At 45.4% G+C, this 17,583-nt stretch carries 11 protein-coding genes; 8 read left to right on the forward strand and 3 right to left on the reverse strand.

The genetic code is table 11. The features are described from left to right. The first annotated feature begins 341 nt into the window (after positions 1-341). Complete coding sequence (locus IW644_RS08490) at positions 342-1,178, forward strand: HDOD domain-containing protein (protein ID WP_179982382.1); 837 nt, start codon at positions 342-344, stop codon at positions 1,176-1,178. Between the two features lie 130 nt (positions 1,179-1,308). Here the strand turns inward: IW644_RS08490 and IW644_RS08495 are convergent, their stop codons facing one another. Beyond that, a complete protein-coding gene (locus IW644_RS08495; RefSeq protein ID WP_269917244.1) occupies positions 1,309-2,502 on the reverse strand; it encodes a benzoate/H(+) symporter BenE family transporter in 1,194 nt (397 codons plus the stop codon). A 188-nt stretch (positions 2,503-2,690) separates the two neighbouring features. Here IW644_RS08495 and IW644_RS08500 point away from each other — a divergent pair, with 188 nt between their 5' ends. After that, positions 2,691-3,254 (forward strand): helix-turn-helix domain-containing protein, encoded by a 564-nt coding sequence (locus IW644_RS08500; protein WP_269917245.1) that lies wholly within the window; start codon positions 2,691-2,693, stop codon positions 3,252-3,254. Between the two features lie 188 nt (positions 3,255-3,442). On the opposite strand, the gene rdgC is transcribed toward IW644_RS08500, so the two are convergent. Both rdgC and IW644_RS08510 read right to left on the reverse strand, forming a co-directional pair. Beyond that, a complete protein-coding gene (gene rdgC, locus IW644_RS08505; protein WP_136780499.1) occupies positions 3,443-4,354 on the reverse strand; it encodes a recombination-associated protein RdgC in 912 nt (303 codons plus the stop codon). Positions 4,355-4,490: 136 nt separating this feature from the next. Further along, a complete protein-coding gene (locus IW644_RS08510) occupies positions 4,491-6,221 on the reverse strand; it encodes a sensor histidine kinase (protein WP_269917246.1) in 1,731 nt (576 codons plus the stop codon). 266 nt (positions 6,222-6,487) lie between these two features. Between IW644_RS08510 and phoB the strand changes: the two genes are divergently transcribed. The 6 genes from phoB to IW644_RS08540 all read left to right on the forward strand — a co-directional run bounded on the left by phoB (position 6,488) and on the right by IW644_RS08540 (position 17,549). Next, on the forward strand, positions 6,488-7,177 hold the full coding sequence (gene phoB, locus IW644_RS08515) for a phosphate regulon transcriptional regulator PhoB (protein ID WP_118490259.1): 690 nt from the start codon (positions 6,488-6,490) through the stop codon (positions 7,175-7,177). A 101-nt stretch (positions 7,178-7,278) separates the two neighbouring features. Next, positions 7,279-8,580: a phosphate regulon sensor histidine kinase PhoR gene (gene phoR / locus IW644_RS08520; protein WP_269917247.1), complete on the forward strand. Its 1,302-nt coding sequence runs from the start codon at positions 7,279-7,281 to the stop codon at positions 8,578-8,580. A gap of 109 nt (positions 8,581-8,689) precedes the next feature. Further along, positions 8,690-9,625 carry a PstS family phosphate ABC transporter substrate-binding protein gene (locus tag IW644_RS08525; protein WP_333473849.1) on the forward strand — a complete coding sequence of 312 codons (936 nt, stop codon included), beginning with the start codon at positions 8,690-8,692 and terminating at the stop codon, positions 9,623-9,625. A gap of 62 nt (positions 9,626-9,687) precedes the next feature. Beyond that, positions 9,688-10,479, forward strand: coding sequence for a prolyl hydroxylase family protein (locus tag IW644_RS08530; protein ID WP_269917323.1), 792 nt, complete (start codon positions 9,688-9,690; stop codon positions 10,477-10,479). A gap of 206 nt (positions 10,480-10,685) precedes the next feature. Continuing rightward, entirely contained in the window at positions 10,686-14,756 is a 4,071-nt protein-coding gene (locus tag IW644_RS08535) for a beta strand repeat-containing protein (protein WP_269917249.1), read from the forward strand. Positions 14,757-14,852: 96 nt separating this feature from the next. After that, positions 14,853-17,549: a TonB-dependent receptor domain-containing protein gene (locus IW644_RS08540; RefSeq protein ID WP_269917250.1), complete on the forward strand. Its 2,697-nt coding sequence runs from the start codon at positions 14,853-14,855 to the stop codon at positions 17,547-17,549. The last annotated feature ends 34 nt before the right edge of the window (positions 17,550-17,583 follow it).

Consider the following 17,583-nt stretch of genomic DNA (forward strand, 5'->3'; position numbering starts at 1 on the left):
ATTATTTGCTTAATATCAATAGTGGTTTGCTGCTTGTTGTCTATACTTTGGTTAAGCTCTTGTGCTTATGCGGTCGTTGAACATTCGTATTAAGCCTGTCTTTTTTAGTTGGTCGAAACTAGAGAGCTACTATAGTATGGTGATAGAAATACCATAATAAAACAATAAACGGTTTGTATTTTAGCGTGAATCATAGAGGCCTATGTGAATAAGCGCAGGGAATGCAACGCACAAATACTCGATTTATTTGGCGCATCGGGATTGATGTTGGCTAGGTGGATAACGGGTAACGCAAACTATCGCCTTATCAAGGCAATTTGGAACTTTCTAAGGGTAGAAATATGTCTACACAGAACGCGCTTTCAACTATTTTGGTTGAAAAAATAAACAATGACACACTGGTCCTTCCAACACTTCCTGCTATTGCATTAAAAGTCCGTAAAGCAGCAGATGACCCTGACATCAATCTTAATGCTATGGGTGAGGTAATCGGGCAAGACCCATCACTTAGTGCAAGAATGATTAAAATTGCAAACAGTGCTTATATGGGGCGCAGTGTTAAAGTTACCTCCATTAGTCAGGCGGTAACGCGTATTGGTCTGCGACAAATTAAGAATATTTCTACCGCACTGGCAATGGAGCAGCTGTTCGTATCTAAAAACGATGTAGTTGCTCGTTATTTGCAACAGGAATGGGCGAATACGGTAAACATAGTTGCCAGTGCAATGGCGGTATTACAGCTTTACATAGCCCGCACCAAAAAGCGGGAAATGAGCATGGATACTATGACCCTAGCTGCATTGGTACATAACATTGGCGTACTGCCTATTTTGACCGAAGCTGAACGTCACCCTGAGGTTTTTGCTAATCCTTCTTTCCTTGAAGTGGCAATCGATAAACTAGCGGGCCGCATTGGGGCAAGCATAATGAGAGAATGGGGCTTTGGTGAAAGCTTCGTTAATGTAGCGAAAAACTGGAAAGACTTAAGCTATCTTCCTGATGAGCTAAGCTATATTGACTTTGTTCGTGTAGGTGCGGCAGTCTCGGGAGCGGCAGGTAGCCAGAAAGACGCTATTTTGAACTTAGCTATACAACGTGGTGTGGTTGAAGATATGGGCGAGCTTCACTCAGATGAGTTCGAAGAGCTAACAAGCGCCGCGAAGCAAATTTTCTTATAAGCAGTTAAGCGTTTAAGCAACCTCCCAAATCTACACAGTAGTGTTAGGCCGATACAGAAGTGAATCTTCAAAATGTATCGGCCTTTTAGTTATGTCGGTTAGCTACAGGTATAGCACTTAATAAGCAACACTATGCGTTAGCAGGTTTCTTTTGAACATACAGCAATAGTAAACCTAGCCCCAATCCCCACACCGCTGAAGTCATAGAAAATAAGCTAAAGCCTGACGCCGTACACAGCATGGTGAGCAGCGCTGGAGCTCTGTGATGTTCTACTTCCATAGCGCGAACTACAGAACCTTGCAGCGTAGCTAAAAGTGCGAGCCCTGCAAGTAGGTGAATAATGATACTGGGCATGCTGACAAATAACGCAACGACCACAGACGCTAAAAGTCCCATAAATAAATACGCCACGCCGGCCGCTATGGCGGCTCTATAGCGCTGTGACTTTTCACTATCCGCTTGCTCACCCATGCACAGTGCTGCTGTGATAGCAGCTAGGTTAAAGGTAAAGCCACCAAAAGGTGCTAATAGACCTTGTATAACGGCAATGCCTGACAAGATAGGCTTATGGTCGGGCGCATAGCCATGTGCGTGATGAATAGCTATGCCAGGCAAGTTTTGGGAAAGCGTGGTGATTAGAAAAAGAGGAAAGGCTAAGCCAACGGCGGCGCTAAGAGAGAAAGTAGGCGTTACCCAAATTGGCTCGGGCAGGGTAAATATTGATGACAGCCCTTGTGAGGTAGTTGGTAGAGCAACAACACCGCTGGCACTACCACCCATAAACAAACTAATGCCCACCGACATAACCAGCAACAACAGCATCAGATAGCGGGGAAATAGTCGGCTTCCTATTAGGTAAGCGGAAATAAATAACGCGACTAGGTGCGGCGCTTCGTTAACATCGGTAAATATAGCTAGGCATATAGGTAAGAGAATACCGGCTAAAAGTGCAGATGAAATGGCTGGAGGAATGCGACTAATTTGTTTAAGTAAAGTCCGGCTTTGCGCTGTTACAAGTGAAAGCATTGCGCATATTACAAAAGCACCAATGGCTTCGTTTAAACTATAGTCGCCGATACTGGTTAACAAAAAAGCCGCACCTGGGGTAGACCAAGCGGTAACAACGGGCAGTTTGGATAGCCACGAAAACAAAATACAGGTAATACCCATACCTAGACCAAGCGCGAATAACCAGCTTATTACCATGTCATCGCTAGCGCCGGCTTTGCGTGCTACATCAATGATAATGACAACAGAACTACTGTAACCTACCGTAACGGCGGTAAGCCCTGCGCTGATATGACTTAACTTCCATTTACTCATGAAAACCCTCGTGATGGAATTTCAATTTTAAAAATGACTGAGCGATAAAAGTACGCTTTTAGTGTCTATCGAATGTGCTACTCTACCTATTTGTGCGCTATAACGTACAATAAGTAACTTAACATTTGTGCGTTATAGCGCACAACCGCTTTATTAACATCAACGACAAAATAAAAGGCCTTCATTACATGACAAAAGCAAATGGGCAGCCTTCTGCTATTTCAAGAAGTATTGCACAGCACCTGCAGACTGTTCGCAAAGCTAGGGGACTTTCTCTTGATAAAACAGCGAAGTTGACGGGCGTATCGAAAGCTATGCTTGGGCAAATAGAACGAGGTGAGTCTAGCCCAACCATCGCTACCTTATGGAAAATAGCCACAGGTCTTGCGTGTTCGTTTTCTTCTTTCTTATCTGGTGATGAAACAGCACCTTCGTCTCAACACGCCGATAACAAGTTCGCTAACGACCCAAACGTAACCATAAAAACGCTATTTCCCTTTAACTCAGTCACCCAGTTTGAAATGTTCGAACTATGCTTAACAGACTTTCATGAGCAGCATTCTTCAGCTCACCAAATTGGCGTCACCGAGCATATTCACGTACTACAAGGAAAGTTAGGGGTTTTGCAAGATGGTCAATGGCAAACCTATCAAGCGCAAGAGCAATGTATATTACGCGCAGACCAGCCCCACGGTTATCGAGACGAAGCGGGAGAAACGCGCTTTATTGTGGTAATCCACTATCCTGTTTAAAGCAATTAAATAACTTTCTCTTAGCGGTTTGCGAGCTTTCGTATGAACCGCTTTTACAAAAGTAAGCTGATTAGAAAGGGGACTCTGGGGATATTTGTGAAAAGCCTAATGACTGTAATAGTGATTAGGCTTTGAATTAAACGCTCAATTGAAATTAGAGAATAGGTTGTGCTGTACTGGTCGCTCGCTTACAAACTATCGTCGTTAAGGTTAAGCGCACCACGAAGGAAGTTCAGCAGCGTACAAATCTCTGCTGACATTAACGCAAACTCTGCGTCAAGGCGTGCTTCAACCTGATCTTTTGGTACGTCGTCAGTTTCTTCTTTAATGCGGTCGGTGAACTTAATACGCTTAATGGCGCCATCTTCACACATAATAGCTGTTAGGGTTTCTGCATATTCAAACGCGACTTTTTGAACCAGTTTACCCGCATCAAGGTGAATACTGATTTCTTCGCTATCAAGCGGCTGGTTCTTACAGCGAATAACGCTGCCTGTGTCGTCGGTAGATTTAAGTTCAGCTTCTTCGAGTAGCCCTACACCTTCTGGTGTTGACTCAGTAACCCAATGCGTAAGTTCGCTTTGAAGACTTCTTCGCGTAAAGGGCACTACTGGGAGTGAACCTATGGCTTTTCTTACCATGGCCAAAAAGGCTTCGGCTTTGCCGTCAGATGATGCATCAACCACTACCAAGTTGTCGGCAAGCGAGATAAAGCCGTGGGTGTAGGTGTTTTTGGTAAAGGCCTGTGGCAGCAAGCGTGTCTGAATTTCCTGCTTGAGGTCAGCTTTAGCTTTTTTGCCAACTGGCGAACCGGTTTCCATTTCAATCTTAGCCACCATTTCGTCAAGCTCAGCATTGACCACAGCACCGGGTAAAATCTTTTCTTGTTTCTTTAGCGTTATCCAAAAACGCTGTTGAACAACATGGAACATGGTGCCTTGCTTACCAGCCTGAGAAAACGGAGAGGCAAAACCCATGGTTGCCAAATCTTGGCTGCCGCATGGGCGAAAAGCATGCTCGTTAAGCGCGCGCTCTAAATCGCCCTCGTCTAGCGATAGCGGCTGAGTAATTTGATAGGCTTTTACATTTTTAAACCACATAGTGTAAGCATTCTCTTAATAAAAATAGGGCGCAAGCGTACCAACGTAAGACTTGCGGTGCAATTCAATAAAGGGTTATTAGATACATAAAAGGGCGCTTGCAGTGCGCGCCCCAAATTGAAAATAGTAAAAAGGGTTACACACTCTTTTTGGGAAAACGAATGGTGTACTGTAAGCCGTTGCCGAGTGTACTGTCAGCTTCAATATGGCCATGCAGTGACTGCGTAACAAGATTATACATAATATGTGTGCCCAGACCGCTGCCACCTTGGCCTCGTTTAGTAGTAAAGAAAGCATCAAACAATTGACTTAATTCTCCTTCACTTAAACCCCTGCCGTCATCCTTATAGTAAAGAACAACATTATCACCTTCTTCTTTTACATCAAGGGTTACCGTGCCAGCGGTTTTGCCTTCAAAGCCGTGCATAAGCGAGTTAACGACCATATTTGTAACAATCTGAGCAATAGCGCCAGGGGCACAGGTTACCACTAAATTGTCAGGGCAGGTTACGTTAATCTGATGTTCGGTTTGCTTGAAACTCGGCTTAAGGGACTGGATGATCTCGTTGATGTAATCGCCTAATACAAACTCGCGTTCGGTCTCACTGGTTTGATCAACGGCTACTTGCTTAAAGCTGGCGATAAGATCTGATGCGCGTTCTAAGTTACTTAAGAGTAAAAGCGCAGTTTGCTCGGCTTCGTCAATAAAGCTTGCCATATTTTTACTGGTCAGGCTTTTATCTTCAAAATCAGTCTTCAGGTTGTTTAGTCGCTCTTGCAGAAAACTGGCTGCGGTAACGCTTACGCCTAACGGTGTATTCACGTCGTGTGCAATACCAGCAACAAGGCCGCCAAGCGACGCCATGCGCTCTGACTCTACTAGCTGCTCTTGTGCTTGGTTAAGCGTCTCCATTGAGCTTGCAAGTTCTTGATTACGTTTGCGAAGCTCTGCTTCTATATACTGGCGATTTTCGTTTTCCTGGCGAAGCTCTCGCTGGTGGGCGATAAGCTCGTCTTTTTGCTGCTCTAGATCAAGCATGATTTGTGACAAAGACGCGGTTTTCTTTGCCACTTCCTGTTCCAAAATAAGGTTTTGGTCATCCAATTTTTTGTTGGCTAGCGTTAGCTCGCTTTGCGCATTATTCAACTTGTTATTTGAAACGATAAGGTCATCAATAACGTTGTTGTACGACTCTTTAAGTTGCAATAGCTCGTTATCATCATCCAATTTGATGTTGAACTTACTCTCTTCCGGGTGCTGAGGGTCGAAATTGCCCATTTGCTCAGTGATGGACTGTAAGGGTTCTGAGAGCATTGTGCGAAAGGCTGTCATAAACAAGAATACAAGGAAGGCTGTCTTCACTATCGCGTTGCCGATAAGAAAGAAGACACCTACTTCAATGCGGCTAAATATAGTGTCGAAACTTGAGTATAAAGTAACGTCGCCAACGGTAGACTCACGGCCAGAGAATTTGAAAACGAGTGGAAAGCTATAGCTAAAAACACCTCCAGGATGATCCTCTATCAGCTCTTGGTCGACAGGCGAGGGTGAGCGCTGGACCCTAATACCGTACTCCGCAATGTAATTACCATTTTCACCACGAACTTGCAGACCTTCTACAATAGGCAGTGACATTAATCCTTCTGCGATAGCTCGGACTTGGTCATTGTTAAGCTCCCACAGCGCGCGAGTAAGACTAGAAGAAAAGGTGTTTTTTAACGTTTGAAGCTCGCTTTCAACGTGATTTTTGGTGCTGAGGTACTCTGTAAAAATTTGTCCTATTGTCACAAGAAGTGTGAGCGCAAAGTATACCGACAATACTCTTGCTAAGAGCTTCCTTGATAACCCTGTCTTGACCGCAGCCATAGAAAAACACACCCCTGTTACTTCAGACTTTTTATGATACTCACGTTGATGGCGAGAGCACTATTTTGAATTACATACGTGTAGATATTTTTGACAATTCAAGAATATGCGTAATTGTATGAATAAACAAGATTGTATGTATAAACTTTGGGCGAAGCGTGTTTTATAACCGTATTAAACTTGACACATTAATGTAATCGTTTTAATAAAACTGTCACAGACCACATTAATAATAACGGCGTTTATAAATGAGCAGGAATAATACGATGTCTCGTACAGTGTTGGTGGTTGAGGACGAAGCGCCTATCCGTGAGATGCTTAAGTTTGTACTTGAGCAATCTGGTTTTAATATTATTGAAGCCGAAGATTTCGACATCGCGCAGGAAAAAATTTGCGAGCCTTACCCAGATTTAATCCTACTGGATTGGATGTTACCGGGTGGAAGCGGTGTACAGCTGGCTAAAAGTTTAAAGCAACACGAGTTTACTCGTGACATTCCCGTTATCATGCTAACGGCCCGTGGCGAAGAAGAAGATAAAATTCGAGGCCTGGATGCTGGTGCTGATGATTATGTGACTAAGCCCTTCTCGCCGAAGGAGCTAGTGGCAAGAATCAAAGCGGTAATGCGTAGAGTCACACCTACGTCAAATGAAGAGCCGATTGAGTTTAACGGACTTAAACTTGAGCCTGTATCCCATCGTGTTATGGCTAATGAAGAGCCATTGGATATGGGGCCGACAGAGTTCAAGCTATTGCACTTTTTCATGACTCATCCAGAGCGAGTATACAGCCGAGAACTTCTTCTTGATAATGTGTGGGGCACCAATGTTTACGTTGAAGACAGAACGGTAGATGTACATATCCGACGCTTGCGCAAAGCTATATCTCGCCACGGACATGATGCTATGATCCAAACCGTACGCGGTGCGGGTTATCGTTTTTCTACTAAGCTTTAATAAGATGTAGTGTTTAGAGAGTGGTATGACGCCATTCCCTTCACGTCTATACGCCACCTTAACGTGCGCCTATTTCCACTTTCAACAACGCGAGCTATTTCATGTATTACCCGTTCTCTTGGTTGAGAAGTACTTTGCGCTTAGTGCTATTCCTTGTGGTTTTTGCGCTAGTAGGGTGGTATCTGGATGATATGTTATTCGCTGTCGCCATAGGTGCGACTTTGTTACTGCTGTTTAACTATTGGCACCTTTATAAGCTGAACCGCTGGCTGTGGCATAGTCGCAAAATGTCCCCTCCTACCGTACGAGGCGTGTGGGAGCATATTTATGAAGGTATTTATTACCTTCAGCGTCGAAACCGTAACAAGCGTAAAGAACTTGGCGAGTTAGTTAAACGCTTTAGAGAAGGGTCTGAAGCCTTACCAGATGCAGCGGTAGTGGTTGACTCAAAGGCATGTATTATCTGGTGTAATCGTCTTGCCCGTTTAGATCTTGGTTTAAAATGGCCTCAAGACTCAGGCCGGCGTATAGACAACTTATTGCGTCACCCTGAATTTATACAGTACTTCCACGCGGGTAATTACAAATACCCTATTGAAGTACCGTCGCCGACTAACCCCAACAAAACCTTCGAATATCGAATAATGCCTTATGGCGACGAGCACCTTCTTCTGATTGCCCGTGATATAACGCGAGTATCTCAGCTGGAAGAGATGCGTAAAGACTTTGTGGCGAACGTATCTCATGAACTTCGTACGCCGCTTACGGTTATTAATGGATATTTAGAAATTCTTCCTGTTGATGAAGCGTCAGACCCGTTTATGCACAAAGCGATGAAAGAAATGACATCGCAAACCCACCGTATGCAAAACCTGATAGAAGATTTGCTAGTACTATCACGTATTGAAGCAAGCTCAGAACGTATTTATGAAAACGTGGTGAATATTCCTGCTGTGCTTGCTCAAGTTGAAAGGGAAGCACTGGCCCTCAATAAAGAAAAGAACCACGCTATAAAATTTCACATTGATGAAGAGCTGTATGTCTTTGGTGTCGAAACCGAACTGCGCAGTGCCTGTTCTAATTTGGTGTTTAATGCCGTTCATTACACCCCCGCTGGTGGTGAGATAAACGTATATTGGCGTCTCGGTACGAGCGGCGCCCAGTTTTCTGTAGTAGACAACGGTGATGGCATTGAGCAGAACCACCTTAATCGCTTAACAGAACGCTTTTACCGTGTGGATAAAGCACGTTCACGTAAAACCGGCGGTTCAGGCTTGGGGTTATCCATTGTAAAACACGTGCTAAGTCATCATAATTCCCGTTTAGAAATAACTAGTACGTTGGGCGAGGGCAGTAACTTCTCCTTCGTTTTGGATAACGAATTAATTGCAGAGCAGCTGTAACCTTAAGAGGCAGTAAACCTTGGCGAGCAAATGTCGTAACATAGTGAATGGGTTATACCGCGGTGTTATAAGTTTACTGTTGGCAATAGGTCTGTTGTTTCCACTTAAAATATTCGCGACGCCTCAGACAGCCCCAAGCGCTTCCTCTTCTTCAAGCACTTACCAAGTACCAGCCTACGAACGTAAACCCGGTGTGGCAGGAAAAATCTCCTCAGTGGGCTCAGACACACTGGCAAACTTAATGACCTTTTGGTCACAGGAATTCAAAACTCTCTACCCTCAGGTGGGCTTTCAAATACAGGCGTCTGGTTCATCCACCGCTCCGCCCGCACTTATTGAAGGTACCGCTACCATTGGCCCTATGAGCCGGGAATTAAAACCCAGTGAAATACGGGACTTCACGCGAACCCACGGTTACCCGCCAACGGTATTAAAAGTGGCAATGGATGCCATCGCCATTTTTGTAGATAGACGCAATCCGCTGCCGGGGATGACCCTTGAGCAAGTTGATGCTGTATTTTCTGAAACCCAGTTTTGTGGCAGCAATAAGGCAATTACCAATTGGTCTCAACTCGGTGTTAACGACGTAGGCTATCGCTCCCCTATAAGGCTGTACGGCCGAAATTCTGTATCAGGTACTTATGGCTTGTTCAAAGTGATGGCGCTGTGTGATGGTGATTTTAAGAATACGGTAAACGAGCAACCTGGCTCTGCTTCTGTAGTATTGTCTGTGGCCAGCGGTACAGGTGCAATTGGCTATGCCGCCTACGGCTATAAAACTGCGGGAGTGCGCGCTCTGCCACTAGGTGAGTCGCTAGATAGCTTAATCCCTCTTTCTATTGACACCGTGCGTAACGAAACGTATCCGTTTGCTCGTTTTCTTTATTTGGTGATAAATAAGAAGCCCGGTGAGCCTTTACCTACTCTGGAAAGGGAGTTTTTGCGCTATATCTTGTCACAAGAAGGGCAGCAGCAGGTATTAAGAGACGGATATTTCCCTATTCGTGAAGACGTGTTGGTACGCCAGCGCCGGTTATTGGAATAGAAAAGCGAAAGTAGAAGCCGCATTACTCGCCGTTAAAAGCAAAGGATAAAATTGTGTCGTATATGCCGCCAGCGTGGAAACAATGGGTTGTCAAATGCCTGCTATCAGGGACAGCTGTGCCAACTATCGTCACAACCCTAGTGGAAAACGGTTTTTCTCCCGGCACTATTAAAAAAGTGCTCGGCGCCAATTTGCCCGCTAATTATGAGTTTTCCCCATCTTCAAATTTCTACGAGAAGCTAGCAAAAAGTGCTATCACCCGCGTGGAACAGGCTAAGCCTCTTGCTGAATTCAGCGACATTCAGCTGTTTGCATACCAAGATTTTTTAAGCAGCCAAGAGTGTGACGACATCGTTGCGCTGACCAAAGATAAACTCGCACCCTCTAAATTAGCGGGCGCCGCTAGCGCCAATGACATTAGAACGTCTTCAACTTGTGAATTGGCCTTTCTTGGTAATGAGCTAGTCAAAAGCGTTGATAGTCGCATTGTTTCAACACTTAGTTTGGGCGTGGGAGAAGGAGAAGTTATTCAGGCCCAGCACTACAATGTTGGGGAATATTACAAACCGCACTACGACTTCTTTCCTCCAGGAAGCCCGCAGTACAAAGCGCATTGTTTATCGCGTGGTCAGCGAACATGGACATGCATGATTTACTTGAATGATGAATGTGACGGCGGTCACACCCGCTTTACCAAGCTAGATATTGCAGTAAGCCCGAAAAAGGGGATGGCACTTTTTTGGAATAATTTGCTGCCCTCTGGCGACCCCAACCTTAACAGTATTCATTTCGCAGAACCTGTCACTCGAGGTCACAAAACTGTCATAACCAAATGGTTTCGAACGAAAAACTAAACACCTTACGCCAAACTTTTAGTTTTATTTTTAATCAGTTTTGTTTTATCTAATTGAAAAGTAATAGCTTTACGTTACCTTTAGTTCAAAGCTGAAAAAGTTCAAATAAATTCGATAAGTTTTTTGCTTTGTAACAAAAATGTCACCGATCTCCTTTACTCTCTAGCAAACCTTAGAATCCGTATTACAAAAATCTGGAGAATTTAATGGAAATTCGTAACATATTTAAGGTAAGTGCTATCACGACTGCGCTTGTCCTTGCAGGCTGTGGCGGTGACATCAATATTAATGAAGGTGATGAAGTAGTAACAACTCCAACAACACCAACTACACCTACGACACCAACAACACCGACTACCCCTGATGTAGATACGCCGTTCTCTCTAGGCTTTGCCACAGACGTATCAAGCGAATTCTCAGGAACGATTACAGACAAGCCTGTTTATCGTTTAGATACTGATTTGACTATCACTCAAGATATGACCTTAACAAATGATGCTCATTGGATCATCAAAGGTCGTACGGCTGTTGGTAACGACAACGCTGATGCAGCGGTACTAACTATTCAAGAAGGTACTACAGTCATCGGCGAAGACGGCGATGACTTCTTAGTTGTTCGCCGTGGCTCTCAAATTGAGGCATCTGGTACGTCTTCAGCGCCTATCGTGATGACATCGGTACAGGACGTTACTGGTGAAGAAACTTCAATCGGTCAGTGGGGCGGTGTGGTTCTACTAGGTAATGCACCGACCAACCTTTGTAATACGGGTGACGATGCAGATACGTCTGACGAAGAACTTGCAAACTGTGGTGTTTCTGCAGAAGGTGACGCAGGTCTCTACGGAGGTAATAATCCAGAAGATAACTCAGGTACCCTAGAGTATGTTGTAGTTAAGCATGCGGGTAAAGCACTGGCATCAGGCGATGAGCTAAACGGTATTTCATTCGCTGGTATTGGTTCAGGCACTACAGTTAACTATATTCAGGTTCACCAAAACCTTGATGACGGTATTGAGTTCTTCGGTGGTACAGTTAACGTAAGTAACGTTGTACTTACTGACATCGGCGACGATTCACTTGATTGGTCATTTGGCTGGACTGGTAGCGCAACTAACGTTTATATCCAACAGTCTGCTGACGGTGGCGACAACGCAATCGAAGCGGATAACAACGAAGATAACCCGTCTTGGTTGCCGCTAACTAAACCAACTATTTCAAACGTGACTATTGTTAGTGCAGACAACACCAATGGTGTACGTCTACGTAACGGTACAGCAGGCGTGCTTTCAAACGTTCTAGTAACGGGTTCGGCACTTGCAAACAACTGCCTACGTGTAAATGGTGACGAAGCAATTGCTAACGCTGAGTCGGGCGAGCTTTCTATCACTGATTCAATTGTTGCGTGTGAAACACCTGCGAACAACTTTGGTTCTGACACCATTAACGGTGGCACTACTCAAGCATGGTTTGAAGGTCAAGACGGCAACAGCGTTTTAGCTGCGTCTGCATTAATGCTTGAAGACAACGGTTACTTCCCTACTGCCTCTTCTCCGGTTGCACTTGGCGGCGGTCAATATATCGGTGCATTCAACCCTAACGGCACAGACTGGACCGTAGGTTGGACGGTAGGCGTAAATGGCGGTTTCCCAACTGACGTTACAAGCGCACTAGAACAAGGTTTAGCAACAGACGTATCGGCTGACTTCGACCTAGACAAGCCAGTTTACGAAATCGCTGCAGACACCACATTTACATCTGACGTGACCCTTACCAACGATGCTTACTGGCTAATTAAAGGCCGTACTGCAGTAGGTAACGATAACGAAGACAGCGCAACACTTTACATCGAGCAAGGTACAACTGTATTTGGTGAGCAAGGTGATGACTTCCTAGTAGTACGTCGTGGCTCAATGATTGAAGCTAACGGTACCGCAAGTGCACCTATCACGTTTACCTCTGTACAAGATCTTATTGGTGATGAAACAGGTATCGGCCAATGGGGTGGTATCGTACTTTTAGGTAATGCACCAACTAACCTATGTAATACCGGTGACGATTCAGATACCTCTGACGCTGAACTTGCTGCGTGTGGTGTGGCTGCTGAAGGTGACGCGGGTCTTTACGGCGGTAATAACCCTGCAGACAGCACAGGTTCACTTCGCTACGTAGTAGTTAAGCACGCAGGCCGCGCTCTTGCAGCGGGTGACGAGCTAAACGGTATTTCATTTGCAGGTATCGGTTCAGGCACTAAAGTTGAGTACATTCAAGTTCACCAAAACCTGGACGACGGTATTGAGTTCTTTGGCGGTACAGTTAGCGTGCGTAACGTTGTGCTTACTGATATCGGTGATGACTCGCTAGATTGGTCTTTCGGTTGGACAGGTAACGCGCAAAACGTTTATATCCAACAGTCAGCTGCTGGTGGCGACAATGCTATTGAAGCTGATAACAACGAAGACAACCCAGCGTGGCTTCCACTTACTAAGCCTACTATTTCTAACGTGACTATCGTTGGCGCTGACACAACTAACGGCGTGCGTCTACGCAACGGTACTGCGGGTAACATTCGCAATCTGGTTGTTACTGCTGGTGAAGGCTACTCTAACTGCCTACGTGTTAACGGCGACGAGTCAATTGCTAACGCAGTATCTGGCGAGCTCTCTGTAGAACATTCAGTGGTTGCTTGTGAATCAGGCAATAACTTTGGTTCAGACACTATTGGTGGCGGTACTACTCAGGCATGGTTCGAAGGTCAAACGGGCAACAGTGTACTTACTGCTGACGCGCTAATGCTTTCTAACGATGGCTTTACACCACGCTCTGGCTCTCCACTTCTTGGTGCGGGCGTTGATGTATCAGAAGAGAATGACTTCTTCGCGGCAACTGACTATATCGGGGCATTTGACGGTGACAACAACTGGATGGACGGTTGGACTGTTGCGGTAAACGATAGCATTCCGGCTGACGTCACGACTGCACTAGAGCAAGGCTTGGCGACTGACGTGTCTGCTAGCTTCCCTGATATCACTGACAAGCCAGTGTATCAGCTTGCAGCTGACACCGTATTTACTGCTGATGTATCGCTAACTAACGATGCTCACTGGCTAATTAAAGGTCGTACAGCGGTAGGTAACGACAATGCTGACAGCGCGACGCTTTACATTCAGCGCGGTACGACAGTATTCGGCGAAGACGGTGATGATTTCCTAGTTGTTCGTCGTGGCTCTAAAATTGAAGCGTCTGGTACTGCAACATTGCCAATTACCTTCACATCTTCTGAAGATATGACTGGCGGCGAAACAGCCATCGGTCAATGGGGCGGCCTGGTTATTCTGGGCAACGCACCAACAAACCTATGTAACACAGGCGACGACGCTGACACGTCTGAAGCAGAGCTTGCTAACTGTGGTGTAGCTGCAGAAGGTGATGCGGGCCTATATGGTGGTGCAGATAGCGAAGATAACTCAGGTACACTACGCTACGTTATTGTTAAGCACGCAGGTAAAGCACTTGCGGCAGGCGATGAGCTAAACGGTATTTCATTTGCGGGTGTGGGTAGCGGCACTGAAGTTGACTTCATCCAGGTTCACCAAAACCTAGATGATGGCGTTGAGTTCTTCGGCGGTACAGTAAACGTAAGCCACTTGGTATTAACTGCTATCGGTGATGATTCTCTAGACTGGTCATTTGGTTGGACAGGTAAGGCGCAGTACGTAGTTATCAAGCAAGATGCAGCGGGCGGCGACAATGCCTTCGAAGCTGACAACAACGAAGATAACCCTGCGTGGACACCATTAACGACACCAACAGTATCTAACGTAACCATTTTAGGTGCAGACACTACAAACGGTGTACGTCTTCGCAACGGTACAGCGGGAACAATCAAAAACCTAGTGGTTACCGGTGGCGACAACTACAGCAACTGTTTACGAGTGAATGGTGATGAGTCAATTGCTAATGCAGCAGCAGGTTCACTAACTGTGACGCACTCAACAGTAGCATGTTCATCTGCGAGCGCATTTGGTTCAGATACAATAGGTACAGACAGCACGCAAGCGTGGTTTGAAGGTCAAGACGGCAACAGCGTTCTTGCTGACACTGCAGCACTTGGCTTTGATTCAACAGGTTTCGTACCTGCAAGCAATTCAGTTTTATTAGGTTCAGGCTTCGACGCTTCTACTTTGGACGCTTTCTTTGATAGCACAGACTTCCAAGGTGCATTCGACGGTGAGTCTGACTGGACACTGGGTTGGGTAACTGTTGGTCTTCAAGACTAATAAGTGAATGCGAAACACAGTAAAGCTAAGGCGTTTTTACGCCTTAGCTTTTGTGTAAGCGCAGCTACCTGATTACAGTTTCTTAGGAGTTACACAATGAAAAACAATCAAACGTCAGCATTTAAAGTCGGTGGACTTTCGCTGGCTATCGCGTCCATTCTTGGCGCAAGTGCGTTACCGTTATCAGCAGTAGCACAGCAATCAGAAGACGAAGTAATTGAAGAAGTCGTTGCTACGGGCACGCGACTTAAAGGAACCGCAACGGCGGTTTTGCAAGAGCGTCAAAATCAGGCGTTCGTTGCTGATATTCTTGGCGCAGAACAAATTTCTCGTACCGGTGACGGCGATGCCGCTGCTGCACTTCGACGTGTAACAGGCCTTACGCTAGTTGACGGTAAATTTATCTACGTTCGTGGTTTAGGTGAGCGTTATTCAAGCACACAGCTAAATGGCATGACGGTACCAAGTCCGGATCCTACGCGCTCGGTTGTACCGCTTGATTTATTCCCATCAAGTATCATCGAAAGCCTGAACGTTCAGAAATCTTACTCACCCAATATGCCTGGTCACTTTGGTGGTGGTAACGTAAACATTCGCACTAAATCAATCCCATCTGAGTTTGTATTCAATGTAAGTGCAGGTGGCGGTTGGAATACGCAGAACAGCGATACTGGTGTTTTCTATTCTGGTGGCGGCGATGATTGGACAGGTCGTGATGACGGTACTCGTGCACTGCCTGACATTATCAGCTCGGGTCTTGCTGCAAATGGTTCTGCAGGCTTCGAGGGTGACCGTACAAGAACACTGGCTGAAACGCAGGATATCCTAAGTTCATTTAACTGGGACATCGGCCCAGACGAAAAGTCTGTAGACCCGAACTTCAGCTTGGGTACGACCATTGGTAACAATTACGTTTTCGACAACGACTCTGTACTTGGTTTCCTTGCAACGGTTTCTTACAGCAACGAATGGACAGTTGCCGAAGAGATGTTAGGTAACGATATTGGTGGTGGTCAGGAAAATCCACGTTTCACTAAATATCGCGACATGGTGTCAACTGAGCAAAACGTGCGTTGGAGCGGTATGTTCAACGTGGGTTACGAGTACAACAGCAACCACAAAGTAGAACTTGTGAACATGATCCTTCACGACATGCGTGACCGTGTTCGTGATGGATACTATTTCGACGAAAGTGAATCAAACCCTGGCGTGGAAGAATTCCGCCGTATGGATATCATTTTCGAAGAGCGTGAAATGGTTTCTTCACAGCTTAAAGGCACGCACAACTTCCTTAACTTGTTGGACGGTGTGTTTTTCGATTGGTACGTGGGAACTAGCCGTGCGTCTCGTGAAGCGCCAGATATCATGGAGGTAACATTCCAGCAGTTCTACGATGAGTCGGGTGCATTAGAGCTTGAGCGTCTTGATGATACGCCAGGAACTAACCTTAACCGCCAATATCAGGTGCTTTATGATGAGTCTGATACCTACGGCTTCAACGTGTCTACCGCGTTCTTCGGCGATGGCTACGACGTTGAACTTAAAGCCGGTATGGATTACTACGACAAAACCCGTGACGGTAACAATATTGACTTAGCGGTGCGTCACTTTGGTATTTCTTCTGACTTTAAAGAAGGTAGTCGTTTGAATGAAATCTTCTCACAAGAAAATATCTATAACGACGACTTCTACACCAGCTCAACGGGTCGTTCTGTGTTTCAGGACAATACAGGTGCAGGTGATAAGTACTCAGCGGCAACTAAACTTACCGCAGGCTATTTCATGGTTGATGCATTCTTCAACCAGAAGTTCCGCGTAAGTGGCGGTGCTCGTTATGAAGACTTCCAGCAAGTATCGATTCCATTTATCGAGCACTCGGATAAGTTTGCTGACGACACTGATGCCATCATTGACAGCATCTACAATGAATCTGATGTACTACCGTCATTAGCTTTCACTTATATTCCAAGTGAAGAAATGCAGTATCGCTTTAACATCAGCCAAACGCTGATCCGTCCTGACTTACGTGATATCAGCTCAACCTTCTTTATCGACCCGCTAACAGAATTCCTTGTACGTGGTTCTCCTTCATTGGTTGAAACTGAATTGACCAATATCGACTTCCGTTGGGAGTGGTATATGTCACAGGGTAACAACTTGTCTGTTGCACTATTCTATAAAGATATGGAAAACCCTATCGAGATGGTGCAGTTTGACGGCGGTGAAGGTGTACCTCAGCTATTGACGGCAAACGGTCAGGAAGGTGAGTTGTACGGTATCGAGTTTGAATTCTTGCACGACCTTGGCTTTATTGGTGATAACTTCAGTAACTTCTTTGTATCAGGAAACATGACGCTTTCTGACTCAGAAGTAACCATTGGTAGTAGCGATCAAGAATCACTGTTCTCTCAGCAGGCTCGTGAAGCATACGGCGGTACTATCACCGCGACCATTACTAACGACAAACGTCGTCTAGTGGGTCACTCTGAGTGGGTTGCTAACCTTCAGCTAGGTTGGGATTCTGATAACGGTGAGCATTCAGCGTCATTAGTTTATAACTCATTCGGTGAACGTATCATTGCGCCTGGCGTACGTGGTTTTGAAGATGGTATTGAAAAACCGTTCCATTCATTGGATGCCGTTTATACTTACTATCCAGACTTCAACACAACGATTAAATTACGTGTACAAAACATTTTCAACGATGAGAAAGAAATTGAGCAAGAAGGTCTTACGTTGCGTAAGCTAAGCGTAGGAACAGGTATAAACGCTTCAATCACTTATAACTTCTAAGAAAATACACCCAGTTCTGCTTCTTAAAAAAGGA

This window comes from Alteromonas sp. PRIM-21 (assembly GCF_027563165.1).
GTDB classification, from domain to species: Bacteria; Pseudomonadota; Gammaproteobacteria; order Enterobacterales; family Alteromonadaceae; genus Alteromonas; species Alteromonas macleodii_A.

Coding starts and splice junctions, on each gene's coding strand:
- IW644_RS08490 (WP_179982382.1), top strand. CDS start 342: ATGTCTACACAGAACGCGCTTTCAACTATTTTGGTTGAAAAAATAAAC.
- IW644_RS08495 (WP_269917244.1), bottom strand. CDS start 2,502: ATGAGTAAATGGAAGTTAAGTCATATCAGCGCAGGGCTTACCGCCGTT.
- IW644_RS08500 (WP_269917245.1), top strand. CDS start 2,691: ATGACAAAAGCAAATGGGCAGCCTTCTGCTATTTCAAGAAGTATTGCA.
- rdgC (WP_136780499.1), bottom strand. CDS start 4,354: ATGTGGTTTAAAAATGTAAAAGCCTATCAAATTACTCAGCCGCTATCG.
- IW644_RS08510 (WP_269917246.1), bottom strand. CDS start 6,221: ATGGCTGCGGTCAAGACAGGGTTATCAAGGAAGCTCTTAGCAAGAGTA.
- phoB (WP_118490259.1), top strand. CDS start 6,488: ATGTCTCGTACAGTGTTGGTGGTTGAGGACGAAGCGCCTATCCGTGAG.
- phoR (WP_269917247.1), top strand. CDS start 7,279: ATGTATTACCCGTTCTCTTGGTTGAGAAGTACTTTGCGCTTAGTGCTA.
- IW644_RS08530 (WP_269917323.1), top strand. CDS start 9,688: ATGCCGCCAGCGTGGAAACAATGGGTTGTCAAATGCCTGCTATCAGGG.
- IW644_RS08535 (WP_269917249.1), top strand. CDS start 10,686: ATGGAAATTCGTAACATATTTAAGGTAAGTGCTATCACGACTGCGCTT.
- IW644_RS08540 (WP_269917250.1), top strand. CDS start 14,853: ATGAAAAACAATCAAACGTCAGCATTTAAAGTCGGTGGACTTTCGCTG.